This is a genomic window from Helicobacter sp. 23-1046, from assembly GCF_053654635.1.
In genome coordinates this window covers 140,775-156,464 of record NZ_JBSIUS010000003.1, presented here as the reverse complement: position 1 = coordinate 156,464, position 15,690 = coordinate 140,775, and the positions used below count along the sequence as shown (strand labels likewise).

Here is a 15,690-nt window from a genome sequence, read left to right as displayed (position 1 = left end):
ATTTTATTTTCGCTAAGGTTTTTCAAAAGGATTTTATCCCAAAGAGTTTCTTTGAGAGGGCGCACCATAAAATGAGTCCGCATAATGCCACACCTCCTAAAAAAAGATACGCGCTAAAGTAGCCATAATATTGCGCGAAATACCCGCCTACGCCATTGCTTAACGCCCCGCCAAGTCCCCCGCAGGTAAGCGCAAAGGCAAGTCCTGCGTTGATATGTCCGCTCCCACGCAAGATAAGCGCGACCACTACGGGTAAAACTACCCCGCTAACCCCCGCTCCAATGCCATCTAAAATCTGCACGACTATCATCGCTACTATGCTATCAAAATGCGCTGCCACGCCTCCGCGAATGATGAGCGCGAAAAAGCAGGCAAAAAAGAGCCAAAAATAGAGTTTAAATTCTGAATCTTGCGTAGATTTTGTCGCGGGATTTGTCGCAGTTTTTATCGTTGGAGCAATAGAATCTGCGCGATTTTGCGGTGGATTTTGCGTAGAATCTTGCGACTTTTTTAACTCCGTCTTGCAAGAATCCGACTTATGAAAATCCAATCTACGCAACAATCGCCCGCACAGATACGCCACAAATATCATCGTGCTTTGCGCGATGAGAATGGTAGCTGCGGCATACGCGCCACTTGAGTCAATCCCTAGCCTTTGCGCCCTTTGGCTTAGTAGCGGGAGCATTGCGGCATTGCTAAGGTGGAAGCAAAACATTATTATGCTTAGAAATAGCACGCGTTTATCGATAAATAGCGCGATTAAGCGCGTGGGTTTGGAGTCAAGTGTCGCTTCAAAAGTCGCTTCGCTACAAATCTCGCCCCGCGCAGTGAAATCATCGATAGACTCTCGCTTTATGAGCGTTAAAACCACAAGCGAAATCCCCCCAAGAGTCGCCGTAATCACAAACACGCTCACAATGCCAAAATACAGCGCAAAGCAAAAACTAAGTGCCGCACCAAACGCTGTCCCTGCGTGTTTATAGGCTTCGTTTCGCGCCGTTTGGAGCGGATAGTCGCGCACACCGACAATGCCAAGCGTGAGCGCGGCAAACGCAGGGGCTAAAAACACCCCGCTAAGCGCGACTAGCCCTTGTGCGATAAGCGTGAAAACAAAGGAGGGAAAGAGGTAATTAAGCGTGCAAAATGTGATGATAAGGGCGATAAATGCGCCTATAAGCTCTTTTTTGCGCGTGGTTTTATCCACTAAAATCCCGCAAGGCACGCCAAGTGATAACGCGATAATGTGTGAAATCCCGCCGATAAGCCCGACTTGAGATTCACCAAAGCCATTTTGGAGTAAAAACACGCCCAAAAATGGTCCCAAACCATCGCGCACATCAGCGACAAAGAAATTGAGCCACGCTAAGAGATTGTGAGGATTCATTTGTGTCCTTTAAGTAAATAGCCTGCTTGCTATAAAGTCTTGCCAATAATTTTACGATTATAGCACCAAACATCGCAAAGACAAACCAAACAGAGCGCAATATAAAGCCTTTTTGTGAGATTCACACAAGAATCTAAAAGCCAAAAATTTATGCAATTTGCACTTCAATAACACTTCACATTGACTACACAAACGCAAGGTAAAATTTCGCCCGTGAATCAAAAAGCTAAAAATAGATTCACAAAAATTACAACAAGGAGTTTAAAATGAAGTATTTTGTAGCAGTGATTGTAGGCGTATTTTTATCCCAAAGCGTGGCGTTTGGCGCAAAGGCAGAGAGCGAGCATCCGCCACTAAGTGAGAGCACCAAAAAAGCAATCGCGCAATATAAGAGAAATCCTAGCGAGGCAAATAAGCAAAACTTGCTAGATTCGCTAAATGCAAGCTATGACGCTGTCATCGCGCAGAAAAAAGAAAAACTTGCTACCCGCGAAAAAGAGCGCGAGAAAAATATTAGCGCGTGGCTAAATGGCATAAAGCGTGGCAAAAATCCGCCATTTATGAATTTGGAAACGGATAACAACAAAGGCAATGAGCGCGAAATCGTGGCAAAAGCGATAAGCGCGTATAATCAAAATAAGAGTGTGCATAATGAAAAGGCGTTAAAAGAGGCGTTAAGCGCGTATTATGAGGCGTTTTTGCAAGAACAACGAGTGCATATCAAAGAGACAGAGGATTTGCGTGAGGAGCGCATAAGGGCGAGTTTTGAGCGATTCAGTAGCGAGCGATTTGCGCTTAGCCCAAAGGGGGCGCAAAGCAAAGTAGCGCAAAATCTAAGCAAAGATGAGATTTTAGCTGAAATCATCGCAAATTTTATCAATGTGGGCGCGGAGTTTGTCCCTGTAAATCCAGAATCTCGAGTGCGTGAGCGCAAATTTAACGCGCTTATAAATGACGCACAAAAGGCGTATCTGCAAAATCCTAGCAAGGAAAATAAGGCAAATCTACGCAATGCAGTGGCACAAGCCTATCAAAGTGCGCTAGAAGCGCGAATCCAAAGCGTGAATCAATCAGCAAAAAAGGGCGTGAGTGGCGGGGCGAAGTTGCTTGAAAAAATGCAAGATAGCGCGTTTTTGGACGAGCAGTTTAGCGAGCTAACGCAGCAGCGCAATCTCTATGGGCGAATCGACAGGATTATCTCTTTTGGGGGCAATACAGCGGATAATTTCACGCCACGCGCAAGGCAGGATTCTATGCGACTTGCCACCGCGCTAAAAAATGGCGATAAAAATGCGATGTCGCGGGAATTTAACGCGCTATATGGCAAGATGATAGACGCGCAAAAAGCGCAGTTAGATTTTGCACAAAAAGGACTTGATAGGCTAGTTGATGAGTGTTTAGAATCGCTAATAGCTACGCCACAAGCGCAATCTAACCCACGCAAATCGCCAAATAAACCACCAAAAAGGTAGGTGTGAAATGTGTGCGAAAATCTTACTTGTGCTTTGCGTGGTTTTTGGCGCGTTTTGGTTAAATGGTTGTAGCACGAGTGTCCCGCAAAATGCGGTAGTCAAAAAAACGATAATTGTGTCCTCAAAGCACAAAACACACAAACACCACCATAGGCATTATAGATTTTAGGGGATTTGTAGTGTTGGGCAAATGAAAATTTGCCCCAAAATAGGGGATTGCGCGATTTGTGAGGCAATGCTAGTGAGCCATTTATAGTTTTTAGCTTTTACACTGCGATTTTGCCCATTTTGCTTATTTGCGTAACTCTTTATAAAGCGCGTCTTTTAGCTCCAGCTCCTCTTTGGCACGCCACACGCTTTCTTCTAGTTTGTTTTTATCGAGGGCTTGCTCGTTTTGGTGGATTTGGTTTAGCAAATCTTTGGTTGTAGCCTCATCGTTTTGCGCTTTTGCGTGGTGGAGTCGCACTTGTAATATTTTCTTTTCTAGTTCGAGTTTCTCGCGCTCATCGCGAAATTTTTGCGTAGCTTTGTGCAAACTATTGCGCAATTTTGCTTCAATTTGCAGTGCGCGAATCTGCGCTTCTTTACTCGCATTTGCAAAGATTTCAGGTGCGATTCCCTTTATGCGTGGTAATTCTGCGCCTAGCGGGGCGAATCCAGCCTCGTGTGATGGGCGCGAATCGTGCGGTTTAGCAGTCGCGCTTATGGCGATAATCGCGCTAAAAAGTAGCGCAGTAGCGATAAAATGTCTCATTTTTTGTCCTTTGTATTAAAATAAAAGCGCGATTATAGCGAAAATTTTCTGTTAGATTTGGTGTTTGATTCGTGCGCTTTCTAACTTTTTCGCACAAATTTTAAGTAATTACATTTTGATTAGCAAAAATTTTTAAAAATTTTTCCTTAAATTTTATCCTATTTTACGCAATAGTCCTAAAATAGATATTAGATTATAAAAAACTCCCTACTTGATTTTATGATATTGCTTCATTATAATTCCGCCACGCTAACGCGAAATCTCGTTAGCAAAATCAAAACAAAGGATTAACAATGAAAAGACGCGAGTTTTTGAAAACTTCAGTTGTGGGTATTGGAATGTGGGCGTTAGGCACAAATGCCTTTGGCAAAAGCGTGGATAAAAGCAAAAAAGGCAAGACGCTTAATATTGCCGTGCTAGCTGCCACAGGCAAGGCAGGGCGACTTATCACGCTAGAAGCCCTAAATCGCGGGCATAGCGTAACTGCGTTTGTGCGAAGCGCGGATAAAGCAAAGGATTTGGCAGATAAGGGCGCGAAAGTGGTGCAAAAGGACATTTTCGCGCTTAAATCTAGCGATTTAGCGGGATTTGATGTGGTGATTAGCGCGTTTGGCGAGTGGAAGGATTTAAGCCTCTATAAAAAGCACGGAGCGCATTTGGCGCAAATATTGGCAGGAAGCAAGGCGCGATTGCTTGTCGTAGGTGGTGCTGGGGGCTTGTATATGGACAAAAGCCATACCACACGGCTAATGGATACACCCGCTTTCCCTGAATCCTACAAAGGCGTGGCAACAGCGCACGGCGAACTTTTGGAACTCTTGCGCGAATCAAAAAATCTAAATTGGGTTTATGTGAGCCCACCTGCGGAATTTGTCGCAGACGCGCCCAAAAGTGGCAAATACAAAATCACAGGCGAGGAATTTGAGGTAAATGACAAGGGCGAATCCAAAGGCTCTTACGCGGATTATGCAAGTGCGATGATGGATATTGCAGAGGATTCTACGCGAAATAAAGTGCGCGTGGGCGTGATAGGGCTATAATATTTTGTGGCTTGTTTGCGTGGTTTGCCCGCTATGAAAATCCTTATTGTGATATTGCAAATGCTAATTTTTGCGCTTTTTGTCGCGTATAAAACGCTTGTTGCAATAAGCAATGGCAAAATCTGCGTAAGCGAAGTGAAGTTAAAGATTCGCACAAAATAAAAACAAAATATGTTTTGTTAAGGCAAATTTTTATACAATTTGGCATTTTATTTTGCTTCAAGGAATGCGATAACTATGTCAAATTTGGCGTATAATTTTTCTAATCAACCCGCGCTTTTTAGTGTGGATTCTAACGCGGATTTGGGAGAGAATCTAGCGGAGCGAAAAGCGCGATTTTTAGATTCACTCAAAGGCAAAAATCTCTCGTATAAACGCTATACCAAAAGCCCTTTGCGCTATGGCGGGGGCAAAAGTCTAGCCGTTGGGCTGATTTTGGAGCATTTCCCAAATGATATTTCACGCGTTATTAGCCCATTTATCGGCGGTGGGAGTGTGGAGGTGGCAAGCGCGTTGGAGCTAGATTTGGAGGTCAAAGCTTTTGATATTTTTGATATTTTGGTGAATTTTTGGCGGGTTGCAATCTTAGATTCAGACGCGCTATGTGAAAATCTCGCGAAGATAACGCCAAATAAAGAGACTTATGAGTTGATTAAAACCGAGTTAAAAGCGCATTATAAAAACGAGGCAATGCTCGATAAAATCACACTCGCGCGGGATTATTATTTTAACTTTAATCTTAGCTATGGACCGGGCTTTTTGGGGTGGATGAGTAAAATCTATGAGGATAAAACGCGCTACACAAATATGCTTAATAAACTGCGTGATTTTGGGCGCAACAAAAAAGTGCGAAATCTTAGCGTTGAATGCGCAAGTTTTGAGCGCGCATTTGAAACATATCCAAATGACTTTTTCTACTGCGACCCGCCGTATTTTCTCACAGGCGATTCTAAAATGTTTAAGGGAATCTATCCTATGCGAAATTTCCCCATTCATCACAATGGCTTTAAGCACGAACTTTTAGCCGAGTGTCTGCGTAATCACAAAGGCAAGTTTGTGTTGAGTTACAATGACTGCGAATGGGTAAGAGAGGCGTATAAAGACTTTACAATTTTAGAGCCAAAGTGGCAATACACAATGGGACAGGGCGAAACGCGAATCGGCAAAAATCGAATCGAGCGAGGCGATACGGATAATATCAAGCAAAGCCACGAGCTTTTAATCATCAAAGAACGAGGGTGCAAAAATGAAAATTGGCGAAGTCAAAACGGCGTTTAAAATCGCAGATGTGGAGTTTGTCGCAGGTAGCACGAAGCTAAATTTTAATTATCTTAAAGATTTACGAGATGAAAACGGCAACGCCTTACCACAAAGCATTTTAACCCAAAATGTCGCACGGGTGTATCTCATCGTGGTTGATGGGGTGATAAAGAAAATCGGTGGAAGTCAAGCGGTAGGCGGAATCAAAAATACGCTAGAAATCTACAAAGACGGCGGAGTCAAAGGACGCCCGAGTATCCGTAGTTTTTTGCTTCGTGCTTCGCACTCGCAACTGTAAGCAGAAGGCGTGTGGTATTTTCTCTATCATACGATTTTAAGCGGGGCAAAAATCGAATTTTATATGATTTATCAAGAGAATTTTGAAAAAGAAATTAAGGGACTTTTTGGACTAAAAAATGTCAAAAATGCGTATATTTCGTATAAGCTGATTGAGGAATGTTGCGTGGCGGATTATTTGGCGCGTGAGAGCGGAAAATTCCCTGATTGGAATGTGCAAGAGCAAGGCAAAGACTGGCCCCTTGAAATCAAAAACGAACACGCTGAAATCCAAAAGAATGCGCAAAGCAGAGCGAAAAAAATAGTAAGAAAAGAGGTGAAAAGATAACCAAATCACACAGATTTTAGAGTCGCGGGGCATTACCCACAAATACGAATTTGATTTAAAGTCCTTTAGCACGGGCAAGACAGAATTTAGCAACCATAAAGAGATGATTTTTGTGTGCGAAGTGGCGAAACGCAAGTGATTTGAGAGAGAATCTATATGCAAATATAAATGCAAATCTACGCAAAAACGCGTAAATCTACCCCGCGTAAATCGCCCAAAGATTCAATATATACCAAATAATTTCCTTGCACTAAATGCAAATCCACGCCCCAAAAACTCATCATTGCACCGCGCTAACTGCTCTAACACAAAGTCCTTGTAACTCGCACTTGTCGCCATTTCTGCCCCCTAAATCCTATAAAATCTCACAAATTTCGCCACAAACCTACTTCGCGCCTTTGTCATTTTTGTAGCTTTGATAGCTCTTTATCACGCGCTTCAAAATTCCATCTGCAAAGGGCGCAATCTCATCATAGCTAAAATAAATATCCGCATCTCTTGACCTTAATACATGCGGGAAGCGAATCGCAACAACCAAATTTTCTCCATCAAATCGCGCATTATTTACCCAAAAATTCTCCACTTGCGAATCTCTTTCATTATTAAAAAAGTCCGCTTCGCCGCATTTACATTGCCCTTTATTATCGCAATTATCTAGGAAAAAATCCTCATCGCAATATTCGCCTCCCCATTTTTTAACCACGATTTTTCGCAAATTTGCATTGTCATTTAGCAACTCACGCACGGGCATAGTAGGCAAAAATGCCTTGCTTTGCGTATCAAACCACCTGCCATATTTTTGGGCAAATACCAAGCCACCGCCATTTGTGTGCGATTCAACTGTGCGCTGAAAGTCTTTTGAGTAAAAATATCGTTGCGCTTTTGATAGCGTTTTGTAGCAGCGATTAAATGGCGCGTTTGATTGATAATCATCGCTCTTTTTGGCATTTTCACCCAAACGCTGACAAAAGCTATCATTTAAAAATTTTGCGATAAGTTTTGGCGAAGCATCTTTTGAAATTTGCAAGGATTCTATGTCAAAATATGCGACAGATTCGCCCTGTGTGCAGTAAGCCCCACAACCTTCACTCCACTCATAAATCTCCAAAAAATCATCATCAAACGCCCATATTGATATGCTACTGACAAAATTTGTCATCAATCTATCTTCATCTCTATCAAAAGGGAGAATCTCTTTGAATGCTTTTTGTTTTGATATTTTTTGTATGTGAAAATCTAAATCGCTCACGATAGCGATTCCCACATCATCAAGGTATAAAAACGCGCCATTTGGATTTAAGTAATCTTTATCCGTCAAATTCACGCCAAAGCCTATTATTGTCGCCTTGCAGAGTTTATCGCCCAAGCATTTGCCATCTTTGTTGCGTAAATCTATGGATTTTTCCTGCATATAGTGGGGATTTGGGTGATTTGGGGTTGAATCTTTGAAGTTTAAAATCTCAATGCTCCGTTTTTCTAATTTGGCTTCTATGCACTTTTTGTCGCTTTTGCAACTCACTAGTTCTTTTAGCCAAAGTCTTTGATTTTCTAATAGTTTTTGTGCGCCTTCTTTGTTGATAATCGCCCTTTGTTGTGCAAAATCTCTAGCCATAGCCGAATCTAACTTACTGAGATACGAATCAGCGCAAATCGCCTTTTCTGTCTCATTTCGCGCCTTTTTGCAATCAAAGCTGGGTTTATCTTTATTAGATTCATCGGCGTTTAGCGTGAGATTCGCACCCAAAATAAGCACAAAAAGTGCGATAAAGATTTTTTTCATTGTAGCGTCCTTTTGGATTAAAAAATGGCAAAAATAAAACGCGATTTTAGCAAGATTTTGCAAAATTTTGTGCTTTATAACATTCGCGCAAATTTTTACAAATCCCCCTTGACTTAGAATTGCGCCTGTGTTTTATAATTGTGTTTTGTTGTTTTTGGTTTGAGATTGCCACGCAAAATCTAGTGATTTTCTAAAGAAACTTCGCTTTTGCTTGCTTTGTTATCAATAACGCAACGCAAATTCTCACAATGACAAAACAGCATTGAAATTTTAAAATTTAAAGCAAGCAAATTCTTTCTCCCGCATTCTCCCGCGCGTGATTTTTGCCTTAGTTGTCATATCATTTTATCTTTGCAAAATCCACACAAATTCTTTAATGGATTTTTGGGCGTTGTTTTTATGTTTTTATAATTGCAACATAATTGTGCGCAATGGAGGCTACATTTGAGTGATTTGACTTACTTTGCTTATAGTAATGCGGAGCTAGATTCTCTCAAGTCCAAAGATACAAGGCTTGCAGGCGTGATTGAAAGAATCGGGCGCATCAAACGCGAGGTAGATAGCGACTTAATCGCAAGCGTGGTGCATCATATCATCGCCCAGCAAATCTCTACTAAAGCCCAAGAGAGCATTTGGGCGCGGTTTTGCGACAAATTTGGCGCAAAGAAAAGTGTGAAGCAAAAAGCTGGACAAAATTTGCATAACAATTCAAGCAAAAAATCAAGGCAAAAAGCGCGAAATCTCGCACCACAATCTAAACTCAACATACCAAAAACATACTAAAACCCTCAAACCTCGCAATGATAATGATTTGTGAGGCTTTGCTTTATGGCGTTTTCATTATTCATTCAATACGACAACATTAAAAACATATTTTGCAAAAAATCTCACAAAAACTGCTTGACTTAATAATATATTTTTTATATAATCATATTTTTATATTTTATGATTTTCGTATAATATAAAAATCATAATTTGTAAAATCTCTTATAAGGAGGCGTAAATGCCAAACAACAAAGACACGCAAACGACCAAAACCACGCAAAATTCAAGCGAAGATTTTATCCATTTAGGCTTTATTTGCAAGCAGATTTCGCTACTGCTTTATGACGCACTAGAGCCCATATATGCCAAATATGAGCTTGATTTTCGCCAAGCTGGGATTTTGTTTATGGGGTTAAGCGCAAACCTCTCCCAAACCCATATCGCAAAGCTCGCCCGCACTGATAAAAACACCATTGGCGTAATGATAGATTCCCTGCAGGAGCGCGGATTACTAGAGCGCAAACAAAACCCAAAAAACCGCAAAGAAAACCTTATCTTGCTTACCAAAAAGGGACAAAATCTAGCACTAAAATTGCAAAAAGACATTGCCAAAGCGCAAAAAGAAGCTTTAGGGATTTTGCCACAGGCACGATACAGCGAGCTTTGCGAGGAGCTAGCGAGCGTATATCAGCACCTTAGGGCAAAATCCACACAAAATTAACAAAAATGTGCGTAAAAGGCGGGGTTTTACGCATTGCACAATGCGTGCGTGAAACTCACACGCAAATTTTAAAATTTAAATTTTAAAGGAGCAAAAATGAATGCAAACAAAACACTTACAATTATCCAATACACCGACCCTATGTGTATTTGGTGCTATGGGCTAGATGTGGCTTTGCGTAAAATCGAATTTAGCAACGATAATGTAGAGATACACAATGTGCTAGGGCTTTTGGTGCGCGATAATAAAGAGATTATCGGTGATGATGAGTTTGCGACATTGCGCTTTACACAGCTAAAAGAGCAAATGAGGGCGCATTTTTTAGACGCGGGGGAGCGAGCGGGGTTGCCACTTGATATTTCTCATCTCGATTCTAAAAAGGCAAGTGATATTACCTCGCTTCCTGCAAGCCTGTGTGTAATGGCTATGAAACTAGTGCATAGCGAATCTCAAAGCGCGTATTTGCGCCGTGTGCGCGAGGCGTTTCATAGCGATGGGCTAAATACGAGCGATGAAGGGGTATTGCTAGATTTAGCAGGCGATTTTTTGCGTGATTTCGATGAGCAAAATGCGTTTAAGAGTGCGCTAGAAAATGGCGAGGCACAAAGAGCATTGCAGAGCGATTTGCAACGCGTGAGGACAAAATCTATCCGCGCATTTCCCACGCTAGAGCTCCTCTATGGCGAGAAATCCCAGATTTTGCAAGGTTTTATCGAATATGAGGGCTTAAAGCGCATTATCACAAGGTTGAGCGATGGTGAGTGTGTCTTGCGCGAAATGGAGTTTAGCGATGAAGGCTTAGTCGCGTTTGTAACGCGATTTAAGCGTGTGAGAGTGAGCGTGAGGCAAGCACTGCGCTCCATATCGACACAGCGAGATTACACGAGCGTGTAAATGTGCTAGAAAACGCGGGGGTATTAGAAACGCAACAATGTGGAAATAGCTACTTTATAAGCCTGCCTCATAGTGTGTCGCGTGGCGTAGCAAGTGGCTTTGCGTGTGAAAATGGCGTGTGCCAAAATGTTAGCTTGGCTTAGATTTTAGGATTTTGTCATATTGAGCGAAGCGAAATATCTCAAAGCAGCTTCTTAAAAAGCCCTTACATTCTAGAGATTTTTCGCTACGCTCAAAATGACAACATACGCAAAACAGCATTTAAATTTTAAAAAAGGAGCAACAATGAAAAAAGCAATAAAGATTTTCGTAGGATTTGTAGTGGTAGTAGGTATCGCGTTTGGTGGTATGGTGGTAGTGAGCAATGCAACTCGGGGTGAGTTTGTCGCGCAATTACAACAATCGCCGACTTTCACGCAAAAAGAGGGAATCTACTTTCGCGTAGTCAAATTTGGCTTTATCGATGTGGTGGGTGAGTTTAAGGAATTTTACTCTCAAGGCAAGGTTGAAAATGGTAATATTACGCAACTAAAAGGCGAGATAAGTGCGGATTCTGTGGATAGTCAAAGTGAGAAGCGCGATGAAATAATGCGGAGCGAAAAGTTGCTACATACCGCACAAAATCCCCGTATTGAATTTGAAATGAGTGAGTTTGTCGCTAATGCGGTAGCACAAAAAGGCGAGCAAAGCGGACAAAATACTCACGCGATTATCAAAGGCAACCTCACGCTAAATGGCATAACCAAAGAAATACAACTAAACACGCATTTAGAATCTAATGCCAAATTTCAAAATATCATCACGCTTAGCGGACAAATCAATGTCAAAGATTTTGACATAGCAAACTTCCCTGTGGTGAGCGATTTTGTCGATATAGGCGCAAGGATTGTGCTTGATTGAAATGGCGTTATTTTTATGTTTTTATAATTGCAACATAATTGTGCGCAATGGAGGCTACATTTGAGTGATTTGACTTACTTTGCTTATAGTAATGCGGAGCTAGATTCTCTCAAAGCCAAAGATACAAGGCTTGCGGGTATGATTGAGAGAATCGGGCGCATCAAACGCGAGGTAGATAGCGACTTAATCGCAAGCGTGGTGCATCATATCATCGCCCAGCAAATCTCTACTAAAGCCCAAGAGAGCATTTGGGTGCGGTTTTGCGACAAATTTGGCGCAAAGGACAATGTAAGGCAAAAAGCGCGAAATCGCGCACCACAATCTAAACTCAACATAGAATCTCTCATTAGCGCAGGTGTGGATAATTTGCGCTCTTGTGGGGTTTCAGCGCGCAAGGCGGAGTATATCATCGACTTTGCGCGCAAGGTGCAAGCGCGTGAGTTTGACATAGAGCGCGTGAAAAAAATGAGTGATAAAGAGGCGATAGATGAGCTAGTCAAACTGCGTGGGATTGGGGTTTGGACGGCGGAGATGATATTGCTTTTTTGCCTGCAAAGAAAGGATATTTTAAGCTATGATGATTTGGCACTGCAGCGCGCTCTAAAATTACTCTATGGGATAAATGGCGAGGGCAAACAGGGCAAAATCCCAAAAAATGTGTTTGAAACATATCGGGCGAAATTTAGTCCTTATGGCAGTATCGCAAGCCTCTATCTGTGGGAAATCGCAAGCACAAAATTTGAGGTTTAGATTGTAAAAATACTTTGGAAGCAATGCGTTTTCAAAGTATTTAGCAGAGATTTTTTAGGCGAAATTTTTGATTTTATAAGGTGCAAATATGGCGACAAGTGCGGAGTTTAAAGATTTTGTTTTGGATAGGTTGGAGCAGTGTGCGCGTGAGGGATTAAATGAAAATCTAGGTGGGGATTTTAGCTTTAGCGCGAGGAAAATGTTTGGCGAATATTGCGTGTATATTAAGGATTTGCGTGGCTTTGGTGGCTGTGTGTCAGGCGAAAATGGGGGTAAAAAAGTGCTGTTTTTACTCTGCGATGAGCAAGTCTTTATCAAAAAATACGAGGCTTTGGAGCAAATCGCGCAGGATTTTAGCGCGTATTTTTCGCTTGGATTCCCTTTTGAGGGTGCGAGGGAGCATTATATAATCGACATTGACAACACAGAATTGCTCTTTGCAATCATACAATCCACATTGCCGTTTTTGCCCACTCCAAAGCCCAAAAAGAGCAAAAAATAAGTTATTGTTTTGCGTGTGGCAAATTTATAGTAAAATGTGCCAAAAACTCTAACAAAGGACTTTTATGCAATCAAATGCCGACAAAACACCCAAATGGAGTTACTTTGATATAAGCTGGATACTCTCACTCTTTGGCACAGCAGTGGGTGCTGGGATTTTATACTTGCCAATTCGTGCTGGTGGCGGAGGATTTTATCCTGTGGTGGTGATGTGTGTGCTGATTTTCCCAATGGTATTTTTAAGCCACCGCGCTTTAGCACGATTTGTCGCTCAAGCAGAGGGCGTGGATAAAGACATTACACACGCTGCGGAGGAGTATTTCGGGCTTGGTGTGGGATTTTTTATCACTATTTTATATTTCTTTGCGATTTTTCCCATTTGTCTAGCTTACTGCGTGGGTATCACAAACACTTTTGCAAGTTTTGGTTACTACCAGCTTTTGCCACTGCTAGATTCTCAAAGTGCGTTAAAAGCCTTTTTAGAATCTGCCTATCAAATCCAAGATTCTCAAAATGGTGCTATCGCCACGCTTTTGCCTATTTATCGTGCGGTGCTTGTCTTTATGCTTGTGAGTGGGTTTATGGGCGTGATGCTTTTTAAGCAAAGATTGATTTTAAAGGTGTGTGAATGGCTTGTATATCCGCTATGTGCGGTGCTTTTTGTCTTTTCGCTCTATCTTATCCCACATTGGAATCTCGCCTCTCTTAGCCAAGTGCCAAGTGTAAATGATTTCCTTATCGTAGTGTGGCTGACTTTGCCTGTGCTTGTTTTTGCATTTAATCACTCACCAGCAATTTCAACTTACGCGCTTAGTATAAAGCGTAAATACCCGCAAGACTACGAAACAAAAAGCAATCGCATTTTATTTGCCACTTCATCAATGCTGCTTTTCTTTGTGATGTTTTTTGTGTTTTCGTGCGTGCTAAGCCTCTCGCCCGATGAGCTCTCTCAAGCTCGAGCACAAAATATCCCTGTGCTTTCTTACTTTGCCAACAAATTAGGCAATCCTATAATTTCTTACGGGGGACCGCTGGTTGCATTTTTAGCCATTACGAGTTCATTTTTTGGGCATTACTTTGGGGCGCGTGAGGGCGCAGAGGGAATCGTGCGTAAATGCACCAAAATAGCTGGATTTAACCCAAATTTACGCGCTATATCCGTAGTTTGTGGCATTGCAATGTATGTCATAATGCTCTTCGTGGCATACTATAATCCAAGCGTGCTTGATTTCATCGAGAATCTAGGCGGTCCAATCATCGCAGCAATTTTATTTTTAATGCCTATAATAGCGATTTGGAGCGTCTCTAAACTAAAAAAATTTAAGAATCCCGCGCTTGATTTGTTTGTATTTCTCACGGGCTTGCTTAGTATTTTTAGCCTTGTGTATAAGTTCTTTGTGTAATCGCATTGGATTATGTGGGGGCTATAAGCGTGGTTTGTGGCATTGATGAAGCTGGGCGTGGGTGCTTGTGCGGGAGTTTATTTGTGTGTGGAGTGCTTGGGAGCGAGCAAGACTTGCAAGACTTAGGCATCAAAGATAGCAAAAAACTCACACAAAAACAACGACAAATCATCGCTAAGAATCTCCACACACTCGCCAACAATGGAATAATCAGCTACTTCCTCACACAAAAATCCGCCACACAAATTGACACACTTGGCTTAAGTGCGTGCTTAAAACAAAGTTTAGAAGAAATCGTTGCCTTTTTTAGCACACGACAAAACGCCCAACCCAAACACACACAGCAATCAACCACACAAAAGCCTCTCCACACCTACACATTTCTCTATGATGGCAACACTTCATTTGGGCTCAAAGTCCCTCCCCCACATAGCCTTAAAACACTCATAAAGGGCGATTGTAAGAATCTGCTTATCGGCGCGGCGAGTATCCTCGCAAAGGTGGCAAAGGATACAGAAATGCTTAAACTCCATAGTCTCTATCCTCAATACCACCTAAAAAACAACAAAGGTTATGGCACAAAAGCACACATTCAAGCAATCTTAGACTTTGGATACACGCAAGAGCACCGCAAGAGCTTCCATATCACGCAACGATTATTATAAATTTGTAATTTTGTTACTATTAAGATAATATTTATCACTTACAATCTATTCTTGTCTATATTTTATAAAACTTTAAGGTTAAATTGATTACTCTTAGGTAACATAAAGAACAAATTTGGTTGGATAGTGAATAAGTATATTTTTGGGGGTTGCTATGGTTATACCAGAGTGGAATAATGAATATTCAGTGCATAATGGGGCTATTGATGATGAGCACAAAATGCTTTTTGAGCTGGCGCGAAAGTGCTATAACATTCTGCATAAGAATGTCGATAGGAGTGAAGTTAAGGCGATTTTGATAGAGTTTTTTAATTATATGCGCACGCATTTTAGCCACGAAGAGCATTATATGAAAAGTATTGGCTATCCTTATTTAAGCGAGCACCAAAAACTGCATAGAGAGATTATGAAAGAAGTGGCAAATATCACAAAGACTTCAAGGCAGACACAAGATTTAAAACAAAAGCTCATTTATGTGGCGAGAGATTGGCTTGTGGGGCACATTATGCAAGAAGATATGAAAATTGAAGAATGGCGTGCTATACAAGTAAGCAACAACACGCTTAAAATGCTTGAATCAAATAATGCAAACTCAAACGCGAATAGCTATGTCTATCAATGCAAATGTAAAATCCACAAAATGAATAGAAGCGAACACACAAAGCTAAGTAAAATAGATTCACAGATTCTCTGCAAAGATTGCAAAGAGCCTTTAGAATTTTTACACGAAGCCTAATGCCCTTAGATTTGAAGACTCCCCCATTATTCAGTGGGGC

Annotated in this window: 18 protein-coding genes and 1 pseudogene; 16 read left to right on the top strand and 3 right to left on the bottom strand. The window is 41.6% G+C overall.

Annotated features, from left to right (window positions below; translation table 11 throughout):
- Window positions 1-22 precede the first annotated feature (22 nt).
- A complete protein-coding gene (locus ACWIUJ_RS08430; RefSeq protein WP_454170226.1) occupies window positions 23-1,384 on the bottom strand; it encodes an MFS transporter in 1,362 nt (453 codons plus the stop codon).
- 266 nt (window positions 1,385-1,650) lie between these two features.
- On the opposite strand from ACWIUJ_RS08430, the gene ACWIUJ_RS08425 reads away from it, so the two are divergent.
- Window positions 1,651-2,856: a hypothetical protein gene (locus ACWIUJ_RS08425; protein ID WP_454170225.1), complete on the top strand. Its 1,206-nt coding sequence runs from the start codon at window positions 1,651-1,653 to the stop codon at window positions 2,854-2,856.
- 7 nt (window positions 2,857-2,863) lie between these two features.
- On the top strand, window positions 2,864-3,025 hold the full coding sequence (locus ACWIUJ_RS08420) for a hypothetical protein (protein WP_454170223.1): 162 nt from the start codon (window positions 2,864-2,866) through the stop codon (window positions 3,023-3,025).
- Window positions 3,026-3,148: 123 nt separating this feature from the next.
- On the opposite strand, the gene ACWIUJ_RS08415 is transcribed toward ACWIUJ_RS08420, so the two are convergent.
- Window positions 3,149-3,610: a hypothetical protein gene (locus ACWIUJ_RS08415; RefSeq protein WP_454170221.1), complete on the bottom strand. Its 462-nt coding sequence runs from the start codon at window positions 3,608-3,610 to the stop codon at window positions 3,149-3,151.
- Window positions 3,611-3,903: 293 nt separating this feature from the next.
- On the opposite strand from ACWIUJ_RS08415, the gene ACWIUJ_RS08410 reads away from it, so the two are divergent.
- The 4 genes and pseudogenes from ACWIUJ_RS08410 to ACWIUJ_RS08395 all read left to right on the top strand — a co-directional run bounded on the left by ACWIUJ_RS08410 (window position 3,904) and on the right by ACWIUJ_RS08395 (window position 6,535).
- Window positions 3,904-4,650, top strand: a complete 747-nt coding sequence (locus ACWIUJ_RS08410) for an NAD(P)-dependent oxidoreductase (protein ID WP_454170219.1) — start codon at window positions 3,904-3,906, stop codon at window positions 4,648-4,650.
- Window positions 4,651-4,683: 33 nt separating this feature from the next.
- Window positions 4,684-4,812, top strand: a complete 129-nt coding sequence (locus ACWIUJ_RS08405; RefSeq protein ID WP_454170217.1) for a hypothetical protein — start codon at window positions 4,684-4,686, stop codon at window positions 4,810-4,812.
- Window positions 4,813-4,887: 75 nt separating this feature from the next.
- Complete coding sequence (locus ACWIUJ_RS08400; RefSeq protein ID WP_454170215.1) at window positions 4,888-5,928, top strand: DNA adenine methylase; 1,041 nt, start codon at window positions 4,888-4,890, stop codon at window positions 5,926-5,928.
- Window positions 5,897-6,535: pseudogene (locus ACWIUJ_RS08395) on the top strand (type II restriction endonuclease). The gene ACWIUJ_RS08400 and the pseudogene ACWIUJ_RS08395 overlap by 32 nt, the downstream one beginning before the upstream one ends.
- Window positions 6,536-6,920: 385 nt before the next feature.
- On the opposite strand, the gene ACWIUJ_RS08390 reads toward ACWIUJ_RS08395, so the two are convergent.
- Window positions 6,921-8,315, bottom strand: a complete 1,395-nt coding sequence (locus ACWIUJ_RS08390; RefSeq protein WP_454170213.1) for a lysozyme inhibitor LprI family protein — start codon at window positions 8,313-8,315, stop codon at window positions 6,921-6,923.
- Window positions 8,316-8,759: 444 nt separating this feature from the next.
- Here ACWIUJ_RS08390 and ACWIUJ_RS08385 point away from each other — a divergent pair, with 444 nt between their 5' ends.
- The 10 genes from ACWIUJ_RS08385 to ACWIUJ_RS08340 all read left to right on the top strand — a co-directional run bounded on the left by ACWIUJ_RS08385 (window position 8,760) and on the right by ACWIUJ_RS08340 (window position 15,650).
- Entirely contained in the window at window positions 8,760-9,098 is a 339-nt protein-coding gene (locus ACWIUJ_RS08385; protein ID WP_454170212.1) for a hypothetical protein, read from the top strand.
- A 220-nt stretch (window positions 9,099-9,318) separates the two neighbouring features.
- Window positions 9,319-9,801: a MarR family winged helix-turn-helix transcriptional regulator gene (locus tag ACWIUJ_RS08380; protein WP_454170210.1), complete on the top strand. Its 483-nt coding sequence runs from the start codon at window positions 9,319-9,321 to the stop codon at window positions 9,799-9,801.
- A gap of 96 nt (window positions 9,802-9,897) precedes the next feature.
- A complete protein-coding gene (locus ACWIUJ_RS08375) occupies window positions 9,898-10,695 on the top strand; it encodes a DsbA family oxidoreductase (RefSeq protein ID WP_454170208.1) in 798 nt (265 codons plus the stop codon).
- Window positions 10,696-10,697: 2 nt separating this feature from the next.
- Window positions 10,698-10,838, top strand: coding sequence for a hypothetical protein (locus ACWIUJ_RS08370; protein WP_454170206.1), 141 nt, complete (start codon window positions 10,698-10,700; stop codon window positions 10,836-10,838).
- Window positions 10,839-10,980: 142 nt separating this feature from the next.
- Window positions 10,981-11,595: a YceI family protein gene (locus ACWIUJ_RS08365; RefSeq protein WP_454149802.1), complete on the top strand. Its 615-nt coding sequence runs from the start codon at window positions 10,981-10,983 to the stop codon at window positions 11,593-11,595.
- A 60-nt stretch (window positions 11,596-11,655) separates the two neighbouring features.
- Window positions 11,656-12,345 (top strand): DNA-3-methyladenine glycosylase family protein, encoded by a 690-nt coding sequence (locus ACWIUJ_RS08360; protein ID WP_454170204.1) that lies wholly within the window; start codon window positions 11,656-11,658, stop codon window positions 12,343-12,345.
- 88 nt (window positions 12,346-12,433) lie between these two features.
- A complete protein-coding gene (locus ACWIUJ_RS08355) occupies window positions 12,434-12,847 on the top strand; it encodes a transcriptional regulator (RefSeq protein ID WP_454170202.1) in 414 nt (137 codons plus the stop codon).
- A 64-nt stretch (window positions 12,848-12,911) separates the two neighbouring features.
- Window positions 12,912-14,249 carry an HAAAP family serine/threonine permease gene (locus ACWIUJ_RS08350; RefSeq protein WP_454170200.1) on the top strand — a complete coding sequence of 446 codons (1,338 nt, stop codon included), beginning with the start codon at window positions 12,912-12,914 and terminating at the stop codon, window positions 14,247-14,249.
- A gap of 14 nt (window positions 14,250-14,263) precedes the next feature.
- Window positions 14,264-14,914, top strand: coding sequence for a ribonuclease HII (locus tag ACWIUJ_RS08345; protein WP_454170240.1), 651 nt, complete (start codon window positions 14,264-14,266; stop codon window positions 14,912-14,914).
- Window positions 14,915-15,068: 154 nt separating this feature from the next.
- A complete protein-coding gene (locus tag ACWIUJ_RS08340; RefSeq protein WP_454149812.1) occupies window positions 15,069-15,650 on the top strand; it encodes a bacteriohemerythrin in 582 nt (193 codons plus the stop codon).
- Window positions 15,651-15,690 lie beyond the last annotated feature (40 nt).